The sequence below is a fragment of the Pseudomonas sp. LBUM1658 genome (genome assembly GCF_059716055.1).
Genome location: NZ_CP166798.1, coordinates 5,346,016 through 5,359,927, shown reverse-complemented (window position 1 = coordinate 5,359,927; position 13,912 = coordinate 5,346,016). Strand labels below are relative to the sequence as shown.

The following is a 13,912-nucleotide window of genomic DNA, read 5'->3' as shown; positions in this document are numbered from 1 at the left end:
TAGCACAAATCTTGTGTTCGCCTCAGGTCTTCTCCGGCGACCTGTCCCAATACCGAAACAACGGCTCCGCCAGAAACAACACAAACAGCAAGCGCATCACCTGCATCGCCGTCACCAGCGGTACCGACAGTTGCAGGGTTTCGGCGGTCAGGCTCATTTCAGCAATGCCGCCGGGCATCATGCCCAGGGTCAACGAGCGTAAATCCAGCTGAGTCAGAGCACTCAGGCCGAGCGCCGCCAGGGCAGCGATCAACATGGTCAATGCCGTGCCGATCAAGGTCCGGCCCATGAACGATGGTGCGCGACGGAAAAACTGTCGGTTGAAGTGACAACCCAACCCGCTGCCGATCAGCCATTGGCCGATCTGGCTGCCACCATTGGGCAACCCGATATGCAGATCCCAACTGATGCTCACCGCCGCACTCACCAGCAGTGGCCCGAATAGCCAGGGATTGGGTTGACGAAGACGTTCCCAGAGCCAGGCGGCCAGGGCACCCGCAGGGAACAGGATGGCCAGCCACCGCCAGTCGACGGCTGCCGGATGCAAAACCGGCGCACCGTCGCCCAGCAAATACTTGAAGGCCGCCGGCACACACAGCACCACCACCAGCACCCGCAGACTCTGCCCCGCCGCAACACGGCTGAGCACCGCGCCATTGCGTGCGCCGAGGTTGACCATTTCCCCGGAGCCGCCGGGCATGCTGGAAAAGAACGCGGTGGCGCGATCCTCCCCGGTACGCCGCATCAACCAGACCCCGACCACAGCGGACAGGCTGGTGATTAACGCACCGAAGAAGATCAGACCGAAGTGGCTCATGACCTGCTCCATCACCACCGGGGTGAAGTGCAGGCCGATACCGATGCCGACTACCCACTGGCCGCATTTGCGCCCGCCAGGGATTTCCGCCAGTTGCCAAGGTGTCAGGCAGCGCACCAGGATGATCGCCAGCAACGAGCCGACCATCCATGGCAGCGGCCAGCCGATCTGGCTGGCGAGGTAACCGCCCAGCAGACCGACCAGCGGAGTTCCCCACCAGTTTTTGAAGGAGATCTCAGGCATTAGCCAAGGCACGACGCTGCGCGGAACGCTTGCGCCAGATCCGCAGGATTGGCATCAGCAGCATGATTGCGGTCAGCACCCAGACGCCGAAAGTGATCGGACTCGACCAGAGGATCTCCAGCGCTCCATTGGAAATCGACAGCGCCCGACGCAGATTCTGCTCCATCAGACCGCCGAGGATAAAGCCCAGCAGGACTGGCGACAGCGGGAAGTCGAGCTTGCGCAGGATGTAACCGAAGATGCCGATGCCGATCATCAGGAACAGATCGAAAGTGGTGGCATGCACCGCGTAGACACCGATCCCGGTGATGATGGCGATCACCGGCACCAGTGCCCAGTTCGGCACGGCGAGGATGCGGGTGAAGATACGGATCATCGGAATGTTGAGGATCACCAGCATGACGTTGGCGACGAACAACGAAGCGATCAGCCCCCAGACAATGTCCGGTTGCTGTTGGAACAGCAGCGGGCCCGGGGTGATGTTGTACAGCGACAGCGCGCCGATCATCACCGCAGTAGTGCCGGAGCCTGGAACGCCGAGGGTCAGCATCGGCACCAATGCGCCGCAGGCAGCACCGCCGATGGCGGTTTCAGGTGCCGCGAGACCACGCTTGTCGCCCTGGCCGAACTTGCCGCTGGCACCGGCGATACGTTTCTCGGTCATGTAGGCCACGGCACTGGCCAGGGTCGCGCCGGCACCCGGCAACACGCCCATGATGAAACCCAGCAAGCCGCAACGGATATTCACCGTGAATACCGACGCTGCTTCCTTGAAGTTGAACATCATCCGCCCGGTGGCTTTCACCGCTTCCTGGCCGCGATGGGTTTTTTCCAGCAGCAGAAGGATTTCGCTGATGGAGAACAGACCCAATACCAGCACCACGAACTGAATGCCGTCGGTGAGGTGGATGTTGTCCCCGGTGAAACGGTACACGCCACTGTTGGCATCGATCCCGACACTCGACAGAAACAGGCCGATCAGCGCCGCGATAAACGTCTTCAGCGGACGATCACCGGCCATGCCACCAAGGCAGACAATGGCGAAAACCATCAGCACGAAGTATTCCGCCGGGCCGAAGGCGATCGCCCATTTCGCCAGTATTGGCGCGAACAACACCATGCCGCAGGTGGCAATAAAGGCGCCGATGAACGAGCTCCAGGCCGATAGCGACAATGCAACGCCGGCAAGACCCTGGCGAGCCATCGGGTAACCGTCCAGAGTGGTCATCACAGTGGAGGCTTCACCCGGGATGTTCAGCAGAATCGAGCTGATGCGGCCGCCGTATTCGCAGCCCAGATAAACCGCCGCCAACAGAATCAGCGCCGACTCCGGCGGCAGGCCGAGAGCGAAAGCAATCGGGATCAATAGCGCCACGCCGTTGATCGGACCCAGACCCGGTAGCAGGCCGACCACGGTGCCGATCAGAGTGCCGCACAGCGCAGTTACCAGGTTGTAAGGTGTCAATGCAACGCCGAAGCCCTGGCCGAGATAATTCAGGGTATCCATATCAATTCTCCAGAACGTCGAGCAGGCCCAAAGGCAGTGGAACGTCCATTACCCGGTCGAACAGCAGGTACAGACCGATACTCATCAGACTGATGATCACCACGCTGGGCAACCAGCGACCGCCATACAGGCGCGCCATTGGAATGCCGATCAGGATGCTGGAGACAATGAACCCGAGGGGTTCGAAGGTCCCGGCGAACACCAGCAACAGCACCACACAGATGCCGATCTTGGTCAGGGTTTCGCGGTCCAGTTGCGGATCGTCTTCGCTGTGCACAATGGGGGCCGGTCGAAAGATCATGTAAAGCAGACCCAACCCCATCAGGCCGAGCATCAGCAGGGGAAAGGCCCGGGGCCCGACCGGTTCGTAGGAAAAGGCCGCCTGATACGGCCACGCCATCAGTGTCAGGCCGACACAGACCAGCAGCAGCACCGAAGCGAAGATGCGTTGTAAGAGCATGGGAAACTCCTGGGTTGCGCCCCTGAATACCCGGGGCGCAACCGCTAGACAGAGGCGATCACTGGATCAGGCCGAACTCTTTGGCCAGTACTTTGTAGTCGGCGACCTGTTTCTTCACGTAGGTGTCCAGCTCCGGGCCGGTCATGGCGAAGGGGAACAGTTCGCGCTGATCGCGCAGCTTGGCGAAATCTTCCGAGGCCAGCAGTTTGTCGAAAGCGGCTTTCCACCACGCGTAGTCTTCGTCGCTGACTTTTGGCCCGAGGTAGAAACCACGTACTACCGGCCAGACGATGTCGTAGCCCTGTTCCTTGGCGGTCGGGATGTCTTTCATTTCCGGCTCGTCCAGACGCTTGTCGGAGAACACCGCGAGCAGGCGCATGTCCCCGCTCTGGATGTGTGGCATGGAGTCGGAGATGTCGGTACTGCCGACCTGGATGTGGCCGCCGAGCAGGGCAGTGGCGATTTCGCCGCCGCCTTCGAGAGCGACATAACGCAGGTCGCGCGGGTTGATCCCGGCAGCTTTGGCGATCAGTGCCGTCTGCATCCAGTCCTGGCTGCCGACGGTTCCGCCGGAGCCGATCACCACTTTGCTCGGATCTTTCTTCAGCGCCTGGACCAGATCATCGAGGTTCTTGTAGGGCGAGTCGCTTTTCACGGCGATGGCACCGTAGCTGGTGCCGACAGCTGCCAGCCAGCGCACGGCGTTTTCATCGAAGCGGCCGAACTTGCCTTGGGCCAGGTTCAGCAACGAACCGCTGGACCAGGCCACCAGGGTCCCGGCATCGGCTGGACGCTGGGCGACCACCGCGTTGTAGGCCACCGCGCCGACTCCGCCGGGCATGTAGGTCACACGCATCGGTTTGCTCAGCAGTTTTTCGTTGACCAGCGCGCTTTGCGCCAGTTTGCAGGTCAGGTCGAAACCGCCGCCGGGGGAGGCCGGGGCGATGCATTCCGGGCGCTTCGGCTCGGCGAGCAATTGGCCGGCGAACAGCATGCAGCTGGCGGCTAGAGCAACTTTACGCAGTGATAAATTCATTGTGGTCTCCAGAGAAATTGTTGTTTTGTGGGTAGGAGCTGCCGCAGGCTGCGATCTTTGGCCCTTGGCGTTTGGATCAATTACCAAAGGGCAACGCTATAGCTCACCAGCAAACGCATTTCATCCGCGTCGCGGGCCGAGTAATTGGAACGGTAGGTGGCATTGCGCAGGCGTACGGCAACGTCCTTGAGGGCGCCGCTTTGCACTACGTATTTGATCTCGCTGTTGCGTTCCCACTCTTTACCCGAGTCACCGTTTTTCAGCTTGATGTTGTCACCGCTGATGTAACGGCTCATGAAACTCAGGCCGGGAATGCCGAGCCCGGCGAAGTCATAGTCGTAACGGGCCTGCCAGGAGCGTTCTTCGGCTTCGGCGAAATCGTTGATCTGGACGAAGTTGACCAGGTACGGATCGCTGCCATCGACATAGGGGAAGGCACTGTCGCCGGACATGTGCTGATAGCCGGCGCTGAGTTTATGCCCGTTCAAGGCATAGCTGACCAGGCCGTTAAGGGATTTGTTGTCGATATTGCCGCCACGGGCCGCGCCCTGGTCGTCACTGATGGCCAGGCGCAGGTCGGTGGCGAAAGTGCCGGGACCGAAAGGTTGCGAAGCGATCACGCCGAGGAAGTGCTGGTTGTACACCTCATCGAGTTGGGCGTAGTGGTAGCTGCCGGTGATCTTGTCGGTGAATTTGTAATCCAGGCCGCCGAAGTTGAAATGCTCGCCGGTCGCACCGGATACGAAGCGGCCGTTCTTGTTGTTGAGGGCGATCTCCTCGTAGTTGCTGTCATCGCGATCCTTGGCCTGGTTCAGACGTCCGCCGGTGAAGGTCAGATTCTTGATTTCTTTAGAGGTCAGCATGCCGCCTTCAAAGGTCTGCGGCAGGATGCGCCCATCGTTGGCCTTGAGGATTGGCAGTTCCGGGATCAGGCTGCCGATCTTCAGTTCGGTGGCGGAGATTTTCACCTTGCCGGTCAGGCCGAGTTTGGAATACTCGTCGGCGGCACGTCCGTCATCGTGGGTCGGCAACAGTCCGGTGCCGGTGCGGTCGGGGCTGGAGTCGAGCTTGACCCCGAGCATGCCCAGTGCGTCGACGCCGAAGCCTACAGTCCCCTCGGTGTAACCCGATTGCAGGTTGAGCATGAAACCCTGGGCCCATTCGTCACGCTTGGATTGCTGGGCACTGGTGCCACTGCGAAAATCACGATTGAAATACATGTTGCGGGTTTCCAGCGTGGCGCTACTGTCTTCGAAGAAGGCGGCGTGGCTGAACGGCGAAAAGCTCGCGAGGGCGGTGGCGCTGGCAAGGGCGGTCTGGCTGAGGCGGGAAAAACGAACAGGCGGGCGAGCCTGTGGCTGCGTGGACAGCATCGTGAAGTACTCCGTTATTGTTCTTATTGGCGAAAACGCTTCGAGGCGTTTTTCGGTCACTACCCTTCAAGCAGTTACGGCAGTCGAAACTGTCCGTGTCTGGACTCTAACCGGCCAACCTTTCGCTAACCTTTCAACTGACTTTCAATGTTTACAGGCTTCACAGCGGCGGATGCGGCTGTAAACTCCGCGCCAAAGAATGGAGTCGACCGATCCCTGAACGAGGTACAAATCCATGCGTGTTCTTCTCGTCGAAGACCATCTGCAGCTGGCCGAAAGTGTCGCCCAAGCACTGAAAAGCACCGGCCTGACCGTCGATGTGCTGCACGATGGGGTAGCCGCCGACCTGGCCCTGAGCAGCGAGGAATACGCGGTGGTGATCCTCGACGTCGGCCTGCCGCGCATGGATGGCTTCGAGGTACTGGCGCGATTGCGCGGGCGTGGGAAAAACCTGCCGGTATTGATGTTGACCGCCCGCAGCGACGTCAAGGATCGGGTCCATGGGCTCAATCTTGGTGCCGACGATTACCTGGCCAAACCTTTTGAGCTCACCGAACTGGAAGCGCGGGTCAAGGCCCTGCTGCGTCGCAGCGTGCTCGGCGGCGAGCGGCAGCAGCGATGCGGGGGCCTGGTGTATGACCTGGATACCCGACGCTTCACCCTTGACGATGACTTGCTCACGTTGACCTCCCGCGAGCAGGCGGTGCTCGAAGCCTTGATCGCCAGGCCAGGGCGTGTGATGAGCAAAGAGCAACTGGCTTCCCAGGTGTTTGGCCTCGACGAAGAGGCCAGCCCCGACGCGATCGAAATCTACGTCCACCGTCTGCGTAAGAAACTCGATGGTCAGTCCGTGGCAATCGTCACCTTCCGGGGGCTTGGCTACCTGCTGGAAACCCGCGATGCATAAGCCCAGCAGTCTGCGTTGGCGGTTGCTGTGGAACCTCGCGCTGCTGCTGGTGGTATTGATGCTGGCCAGTGGTCTGAGTGCGTACTGGAATGGTCGGGAAGCCGCCGACACCGCCTATGACCGGACCTTGCTGGCTTCGGCGCGGACCATCGCCGCGGGGCTTTCCCAGCGCGACGGCAGTCTCAGTGCCGATGTGCCCTATGTCGCCCTCGACACGTTCGCCTACGACAGCGCCGGGCGGATTTATTACCAGGTCAACGACATTAACCAGAAGTTGATTTCCGGCTACGAAAATCTGCCCGGGCCGCCGCCGGGTACCCCACGCACCGACGATTACCCGGCGCTGGCGCGCTTCTATAACGCCAAATACCAAGGGCAGAACGTGCGGGTGGTGAGCCTGCTCAAGGCTGTCAGCGAGCCGAATATGAACGGCATGGCGGAGATCCGCGTGGCAGAAACCGATGAGGCGCGGGTCAGCATGGCTCGCAGTCTTGCGGCCGATACCTTGCTGCGTCTAGGCATGCTGGCGATCGGCGCCCTGATGCTGGTGTGGTTTGCGGTCAGCGCGGCGTTGCGACCGCTGGAGCGCTTGCGCACGGCGGTGGAGGAGCGTCAGCCGGATGATTTGCGGCCCTTGCCGTTGGTGGAGGTGCAACACGAATTGTGGCCGCTGGTGCGCGCGCTCAACCACTTTACCGAGCGTTTGCGCGGGCAGTTCGAGCGTCAGGCGCAGTTCATTGCCGATGCCGCCCATGAGTTGCGCACGCCACTGGCGGCGCTCAAGGCGCGGCTGGAGTTGGGTCTGCGCGCGAAGGAGCCCGAGACCTGGCGCACCACGCTGGAAAGCGCCGCTCAGGGCACCGACCGGCTGACTCACCTGGCCAACCAATTGCTCTCGCTGGCCCGTATCGAAAACGGTGCCCGGGCAATTGCCGAAGGCGGGGCGCAGTTGCTCGATCTCAGCCAGTTGGCCCGTGAACTGGGCATGGCCATGGCGCCGCTGGCGCACGCGCGGGGGGTTGCCTTGGCGCTGGAGGCGGATGAGCCGGTGTGGTTGCGGGGCGAACCGACTTTGCTTAATGAACTATTGAGCAATCTGGTGGATAACGCATTGGCCCATACCCCGCCAGGCGGCAATGTGATCTTGCGGGTGACGGCTCCTGCGGTGCTCGAGGTCGAAGATGACGGGCCGGGGATTCCCCAGGAGGAACGTGATCGGGTGTTCGAGCGTTTTTACCGAAGCAGCCAGCAGGGCGCGGGTTCAGGACTGGGCCTGGCGATTGTCGGTGAGATCTGCCGCGCCCATCTGGCGCAGATCAGCCTGCACGATGGCGCACAGGCAGGGTTGAAGGTTCGGGTGAGTTTTGTTGCCGGGTAGGGGCTGAACACAATATCTGTGGCGAGGGAGCTTGCTGTGGCGAGGGGGCTTGCCACCGTTCGGCTGCGAAGCAGTCGTAAAACCAGATTATGCGGTGTGTCTGATACAGTGGGGGTTGCGGATTTTTGGGCCGCTTCGCGCCCCAGCGGGGGCAAGCCCCCTCGCCACAATTTTTCCGCATCGCAATAGTAATCAATAAAACATCGACCGCGCCTCTTCCAGATCACGGCACATCACTTTGTCTTCGGGATCAATGCCCAGCTTTTTGAAGGCCGGTACGTTGATGACGTCGATCCTGGCCAGTGGGTGGTCGGTGTCTTTATGGCAGTACAGCGTCGCGATTTGCACCAGATCGACATAGTCGACTCGCTCTGACTGGCGCTTGAAGTCCAGGTATTGCCCCGGTAGCTTCACCAGCATTTCCGGAAACTCCCAGGCACTGAGCAGCTTGTCGCCGAGCAACGGATGAATCTGTTCGATCACATGGTTGAGGCTGACCGGGTCCGATAGCAGCTCATAGTGATCTTCGGCGTAGGTCAGGATCGGCAGTACCCCGATCTGGTGCACCAGTCCGCCTAGCGCCGCTTGATCCGGCTGCAATTGAGTCCGGTGACGGCCCAGGGCATAACTGACGCCGGCCACCTGCAGGCTCTTGCGCCAGACATCGCGCATTTTCCGCTCCACTACCTCGGAACGGGCATGGAAAATCTGCTCCATGACCAGGCCAATGGCGAGGTTGCTGCTGTAGTTGACCCCCAGCCGGCTGACCGCGGTATGCAGGTCGGTCACTTCCTGGGCGGCCCGCAACAGCGGGCTGTTGACCACTTTGATCAGCCGCGCCGATAGCGCGGTATCGCGGCCAATCACCTTGCTCAGGGTGCTGACGCTGATGTCCGGATCTTCAGCGGCCCGGCGAATCCTCAGGGCCACTTCCGGTAACGTTGGCAGAACCAGGTCATCGTTATCGATGGCCACAACCAAATCCTGTTGGACCTTTTCCGCCAGCTCGCTCATTTCTATTCTCTAGGGTGCTGCAAAAGGTGCTGCAATTAACGCTGGATTTCGCGATCACGGTCCAGTTGGTAAGGCAGGTCGAGCAGTTGCAGGGCGGGCCCCTCGAGCGCGCCAAGATGGATGATGCCACCTTCAGCGGCTTCGGCTTGCAGCACGGCCAGCAGCTCAATGCCTTGACCGGCCTGGGCGGCAATCACCACTTCGCCGATGGAGCTGCCGTGGGTTGGGGAGAACAATTGCGCGCCGGGCTCAGGCAGTTCGCTGGCGTCCAGTTGCAGTCGATATAGCCGACGCTTGAGTTTGCCCAGGTATTGCATGCGCGCGACGATTTCCTGGCCGGTGTAGCAGCCTTTCTTGAAGCTCACGCCGCCGACGGCTTGCAGGTTGATCATTTGCGGAATGAACAGTTCGCGAGTAGTCGGCATGACCTGGCCGATGCCGGCGCGAACCTGCCCCAACAACCACTGATTCAGATCGCCCTCGACCAGTTGCGCGGAGAATTGATCGCGCAGGGCTTGAGCCTGATCCGCCGCCGCCCAGAGTTCGGCTCTATCAGGGGACACGCGAATGGCGATCAGACCATTGGTGCGCACTACCGCATCGGCTTGCGGCGGCAGAGCAAGACCCAGTGCGGTCAGCGTGGCATCCGCCTGGCCAAGGCCGAAGCGAACCCAGGCGGCGCTTTCGTCAGTCAGTTTCGATTTGGAGAATACCGCGTACTTTTTCAGGTCCGCCAGTTGCGGCTCCAACAGTTCGCTGGCCATCGCCAACAGGTAGCCATCACTTTCCGGCAGGATGCGAAAGCTTGATTGCATGCGACCTTTCTGAGTGCAGCGCGCACCGAGGCTGGCCTGGGTATCGCTCAGGTAATTGAGGTTGCAGGTCAGTTGCCCCTGAAGGAACTTACTGGCATCCGGGCCACGAACGGCAAGAACGCCTTCGTGAGACAAGGTGCAGAAAAAAGCAGAATCAGCCATGGGTCATCGCAGGTTAAAAAGTCTGGAGGACATCATAAGGGCGTGCCCTTGAAATGGGTAGTTTCCAAAGGATAGCGGATGGCCGACCAAAGCCGAGTGTTCGTCGCCGCCTCGGGCTGTATACTTGCGCTCTATTTGAGGAGCGCTCCATGGTCGAAGATGTTGAACTGAATCGCCTCTATTGGCACAGCCGCCGCGGCATGCTTGAGCTCGATGTATTGCTGGTGCCATTCGTGAAAGAGGTCTACCCGCACCTGAATGCCAAAGACCGCGAATGCTACACCCGGCTGCTCGAATGCGAAGATCAGGACATGTTCGGCTGGTTCATGGAGCGCGCCGAATCGGAAGATCCCGAGCTACAACGCATGGTCCGAATGATTCTGGATCGTGTCCAGCCCAAGTAATCATTTCGAATGCCGCTGGCATGCCTCACGGCAGTTGCTGGCGGCTTATCTCCTGGCCCAGCTGTTCGCGCTGGGTTCGTTGTTTCTGCTATCCATACCGCTCTGGGCGAGCCTGTCCGGGATGGTCATGTGCCTGGCCCATGGCCTGTGGGCGCTGCCACGGCAGGTTTTATTGAATCATCCTTCGTCTTTTCGCGGTTTGCGCCGGGATGCCGACGGCTGGCAACTGTGGAGTGCCGCTCATGGCTGGCAACCGGTGCAATTGCGACCTGACAGCCTGGCCCTGCCGCTGATCGTCGTGTTGCGGTTTCGTCTGCGTGGTGAAAGGCGGGTGCGGGCGATCTGCGTGCCCCATGACTCGCAGGCGGCGGATCTGCACCGACGCCTGCGGGTTCGACTCAAATTCAGTCGGCGTAGGTGGGGGGCACCAGAATAGTGTCGAGGGCGATCGGCAGCATGTCCGGGTAATCGAGGGTGTAATGCAGGCCGCGGCTTTCCTTGCGCTCCATGGCTGAGCGGATCATCAGTTCGGCCACCTGGGCCAGGTTGCGCAACTCGATCAAATCGCGGCTGACTTTATAGTTGCTGTAGAACTCATCGATCTCATCCAGCAGCAGGCGCACACGATGCTCGGCCCGTTGCAGGCGCTTATTGGTGCGCACGATACCGACGTAGTCCCACATGAAACGCCGTAATTCATCCCAGTTGTGCGCAATGATCACGTCTTCGTCGGAATCGGTGACCTGGCTGGCATCCCAGGCGGGCAGGGCGAGAGAGTCCCGAATATGTGGCAGTTGCTCAAGAATGTCTGCCGCTGCCGAGCGGGCATAGACGAAACACTCCAGCAATGAGTTGCTGGCCATGCGATTGGCGCCGTGCAGGCCGGTGAAGCTGGTTTCGCCGATTGCGTACAGACCCGGCACATCGGTACGACCCTGTTGATCGACCATCACCCCGCCACAGGTGTAGTGCGCCGCCGGAACCACCGGGATCGGCTGTTTGGTGATGTCGATGGAGAATTCCAGGCAACGCTCATACACGGTCGGAAAGTGGCTCTTGATGAACGCTTCCGGCTTATGGCTGATGTCCAGGTATACACAATCGACGCCGAGGCGTTTCATCTCATGGTCGATGGCGCGGGCGACGATGTCCCGCGGCGCCAGTTCGGCCCGAGGATCGAAGCGCTGCATGAAGCGTTCGCCGTTGGGCAGCTTCAGGTGTGCACCTTCGCCGCGCAGGGCTTCGGTGATCAGAAAGCTCTTGGCTAGCGGGTGATAGAGGCAGGTAGGGTGGAACTGGTTGAATTCCAGGTTCGCCACCCGACAACCCGAGCGCCAGGCCATGGCGATGCCGTCACCGCAGGCGCCGTCGGGGTTGCTGGTATAGAGATAGACTTTGGCTGCGCCACCGGAGGCGAGGATGGTGAAGCGCGCGCCATAGGTGTCGACTTCGCCGGTGCCACGGTTGAGCACATAGGCGCCAAGGCAGCGCTTGCCGTCCAGGCCCAGGCGTTTTTCGGTAATCAGATCAACGGCAACCCGTTGTTCCAGCAGTTCGATATTCGGCCGTTGTTTGGCCTGGTCCAGCAAGGTCTTGAAAATCGCCGCGCCGGTGGCATCGGCGGCATGAATGATGCGTCTGTGACTGTGACCGCCTTCGCGAGTCAGGTGGAACTCGAATCCGCCGTCTTCGGTGCCGGATTGTTCATCGCGGGTGAAGGGCACGCCCTGGTCGATCAACCATTGGATCGCCTCGCGGCTATGCTCGACGGTAAAGCGCACCGCATCTTCATGGCACAGGCCGCCACCGGCATTGAGCGTGTCATCGACATGGGACTCAATGGTGTCGGTGTCATCCAGCACGGCGGCAACACCGCCCTGGGCCCAGAAGGTCGAGCCGTTGGCGAGGTCGCCCTTGCTCAATACGGCAATGCGCAAATGACCGGGCAAGGTCAGCGCAAGGCTCAAGCCGGCAGCGCCGCTGCCAATGACCAGTACATCGTGTTGAAACTGTTGGCTCATTTCAGGATTCCGCTCAATGCGATCCGGGTCGGGGTAGGCGCAAGACACCTGGATCGGCGAGTCAAGACAGCCACACAGCCCACTAGTATATAGAGGGGTGGATCGGCACAATAGCCGGGTAGTCGTGGCATTGTGAGACTACGGTGGCTGATAGGTTGTTCTCAGCTTGAGCAGGCGCCCGTTGATTTACCAGTTAAATCGACGATCAGATAACTGTATCGAGGATGAAACAACCTTTTTCCGTTCCTGGATGCACAATGTTCGCGTCGCAAGGCTATAAATATTGGGAACTTTTGCTGAACCGACAGGCTCAATAGAAGGTTGCCCGATGGAAAGTGGCAGCGTCGAAATCATGCAGGACCGGCATATCAGTCATTGCAGGTGAATTCGACGACAAGATTATTCGCGCAGCCGGCCTTTTGCCAGAGCTGTGCTTTTCGTGCGTGCCAAATTAGAGCGTGCAGGAAACTTGCTTGGAGGGGGAGAACTTTTGCGAAAAACCCGAGTCTATGTTTGCAAGGTTGATCGATTGGGAATGCAAGCCTCCTGCAAGTTTAACGAGGAGTGTTCATGCTAACCCAGGAAGAGGATCAGCAACTTGTAGAGCGCGTTCAGCGTGGCGACAAGCGAGCTTTCGATCTGTTGGTGCTGAAATATCAGCACAAAATTCTCGGGTTGATCGTGCGTTTCGTGCACGACACCCATGAAGCTCAGGATGTCGCACAGGAAGCCTTTATCAAGGCTTATCGTGCACTTGGTAATTTTCGCGGCGACAGTGCGTTTTACACGTGGCTGTACCGCATCGCCATCAACACGGCGAAGAACTATCTGGTTTCACGCGGCCGCCGGCCGCCGGATAGCGATGTCAGTTCTGAAGATGCGGAGTTCTACGACGGCGATCATGGTCTCAAGGATCTCGAGTCGCCAGAGCGTGCATTGCTGCGGGATGAGATCGAAGGCACCGTCCATCGAACCATTCAGCAATTACCAGAAGATTTGCGTACGGCCTTAACTTTACGTGAATTCGATGGTCTGAGTTACGAGGACATTGCGAGCGTCATGCAGTGTCCGGTGGGTACCGTGCGCTCCCGGATTTTCCGCGCTCGGGAAGCCATTGATAAAGCCCTGCAGCCGTTGTTGCAGGATTAACTGAGACAGCGGCGACAGCCAAGAGAGGAACCGCCATGAGTCGTGAAGCCCTGCAGGAATCGCTGTCCGCGGTGATGGATAACGAAGCGGACGAACTGGAATTGCGTCGGGTGTTGAATGCCTTCGACGATGTTGAAACCCGTGATACCTGGGCTCGCTACCAAGTCGCTCGTGCTGTCATGCACAAGGATTTGTTGCTTCCTCGCCTGGATATCGCTGCGGCAGTTTCTGCTGCTCTGGCTGACGAAGCCGTGCCGGTCAAGGCAACACGCGGTCCATGGCGTAACCTGGGTCGTCTGGCGGTTGCCGCTTCGGTGACTGTTGCGGTGTTGGCGGGTGTGCGTCTGTACAACCAGGATGAGATCGCTGGGGTCGAACTGGCTCAGCAATCGGCTCAACCAGGCCTGGCCGTACCACAAGTTAAAGGCCCGGCGGTATTGGCAGGCTATAGTGAAGGCTCGGATGCCACTGGTCCTATGGCCAACGGCGTACTGCAAGCTCAGCCAGGGCAGCGTTTGCCAGGCTACTTGCGCCAACATGCCCAACAAGCTGCACTTAAAGGCACTGAGAGCGCTCTGCCTTATGCCCGTGCGGCAAGCCTGGAAAATCGCTAATTAAGGAGGATT

The 13,912-nt window shown here is 59.8% G+C and carries 14 protein-coding genes; 6 read left to right on the top strand and 8 right to left on the bottom strand.

Annotated features, from left to right (window positions below):
• Positions 1–22 precede the first annotated feature (22 nt).
• From ACA064_RS24675 to ACA064_RS24655, 5 genes are all read right to left on the bottom strand, one after another.
• Entirely contained in the window at positions 23–1,060 is a 1,038-nt protein-coding gene (locus ACA064_RS24675; RefSeq protein ID WP_497670463.1) for an AbrB family transcriptional regulator, read from the bottom strand.
• A complete protein-coding gene (locus ACA064_RS24670) occupies positions 1,053–2,567 on the bottom strand; it encodes a tripartite tricarboxylate transporter permease (RefSeq protein WP_150642077.1) in 1,515 nt (504 codons plus the stop codon). Before ACA064_RS24670 ends, ACA064_RS24675 begins: the two co-directional genes overlap by 8 nt.
• Before the next feature lies 1 nt (position 2,568).
• Positions 2,569–3,027 (bottom strand): tripartite tricarboxylate transporter TctB family protein, encoded by a 459-nt coding sequence (locus ACA064_RS24665; protein WP_497670462.1) that lies wholly within the window; start codon positions 3,025–3,027, stop codon positions 2,569–2,571.
• Between the two features lie 58 nt (positions 3,028–3,085).
• Positions 3,086–4,063 (bottom strand): Bug family tripartite tricarboxylate transporter substrate binding protein, encoded by a 978-nt coding sequence (locus ACA064_RS24660; RefSeq protein WP_497670461.1) that lies wholly within the window; start codon positions 4,061–4,063, stop codon positions 3,086–3,088.
• 80 nt (positions 4,064–4,143) lie between these two features.
• Complete coding sequence (locus ACA064_RS24655) at positions 4,144–5,436, bottom strand: OprD family porin (protein ID WP_497670460.1); 1,293 nt, start codon at positions 5,434–5,436, stop codon at positions 4,144–4,146.
• A gap of 235 nt (positions 5,437–5,671) precedes the next feature.
• On the opposite strand from ACA064_RS24655, the gene ACA064_RS24650 reads away from it, so the two are divergent.
• Complete coding sequence (locus ACA064_RS24650) at positions 5,672–6,343, top strand: response regulator (protein WP_497670459.1); 672 nt, start codon at positions 5,672–5,674, stop codon at positions 6,341–6,343.
• The gene (locus ACA064_RS24645) at positions 6,336–7,721 is read left to right on the top strand and encodes a sensor histidine kinase (protein WP_497670458.1); all 1,386 of its coding nucleotides are present in this window, start codon (positions 6,336–6,338) and stop codon (positions 7,719–7,721) included. Before ACA064_RS24650 ends, ACA064_RS24645 begins: the two co-directional genes overlap by 8 nt.
• Before the next feature lie 192 nt (positions 7,722–7,913).
• Here the strand turns inward: ACA064_RS24645 and ACA064_RS24640 are convergent, their stop codons facing one another.
• Complete coding sequence (locus tag ACA064_RS24640; RefSeq protein ID WP_497670457.1) at positions 7,914–8,735, bottom strand: HDOD domain-containing protein; 822 nt, start codon at positions 8,733–8,735, stop codon at positions 7,914–7,916.
• A 35-nt stretch (positions 8,736–8,770) separates the two neighbouring features.
• Positions 8,771–9,712 carry a CAF17-like 4Fe-4S cluster assembly/insertion protein YgfZ gene (gene ygfZ / locus ACA064_RS24635; RefSeq protein ID WP_497670456.1) on the bottom strand — a complete coding sequence of 314 codons (942 nt, stop codon included), beginning with the start codon at positions 9,710–9,712 and terminating at the stop codon, positions 8,771–8,773.
• 149 nt (positions 9,713–9,861) lie between these two features.
• On the opposite strand from ygfZ, the gene ACA064_RS24630 reads away from it, so the two are divergent.
• Both ACA064_RS24630 and ACA064_RS24625 read left to right on the top strand, forming a co-directional pair.
• Complete coding sequence (locus tag ACA064_RS24630; RefSeq protein WP_150642083.1) at positions 9,862–10,116, top strand: FAD assembly factor SdhE; 255 nt, start codon at positions 9,862–9,864, stop codon at positions 10,114–10,116.
• The gene (locus ACA064_RS24625) at positions 10,100–10,552 is read left to right on the top strand and encodes a protein YgfX (RefSeq protein ID WP_497670455.1); all 453 of its coding nucleotides are present in this window, start codon (positions 10,100–10,102) and stop codon (positions 10,550–10,552) included. Before ACA064_RS24630 ends, ACA064_RS24625 begins: the two co-directional genes overlap by 17 nt.
• On the opposite strand, the gene nadB is transcribed toward ACA064_RS24625, so the two are convergent.
• On the bottom strand, positions 10,521–12,137 hold the full coding sequence (nadB, locus tag ACA064_RS24620; protein WP_497670454.1) for an L-aspartate oxidase: 1,617 nt from the start codon (positions 12,135–12,137) through the stop codon (positions 10,521–10,523). The two genes, ACA064_RS24625 and nadB, sit on opposite strands and share 32 nt — an antisense overlap.
• A 570-nt stretch (positions 12,138–12,707) precedes the next feature.
• On the opposite strand from nadB, the gene rpoE reads away from it, so the two are divergent.
• On the top strand, positions 12,708–13,286 hold the full coding sequence (rpoE, locus tag ACA064_RS24615) for an RNA polymerase sigma factor RpoE/AlgU (RefSeq protein WP_150642086.1): 579 nt from the start codon (positions 12,708–12,710) through the stop codon (positions 13,284–13,286).
• A gap of 35 nt (positions 13,287–13,321) precedes the next feature.
• Positions 13,322–13,900 (top strand): RseA family anti-sigma factor, encoded by a 579-nt coding sequence (locus ACA064_RS24610; protein ID WP_497670453.1) that lies wholly within the window; start codon positions 13,322–13,324, stop codon positions 13,898–13,900.
• Positions 13,901–13,912: the final 12 nt, after the last annotated feature.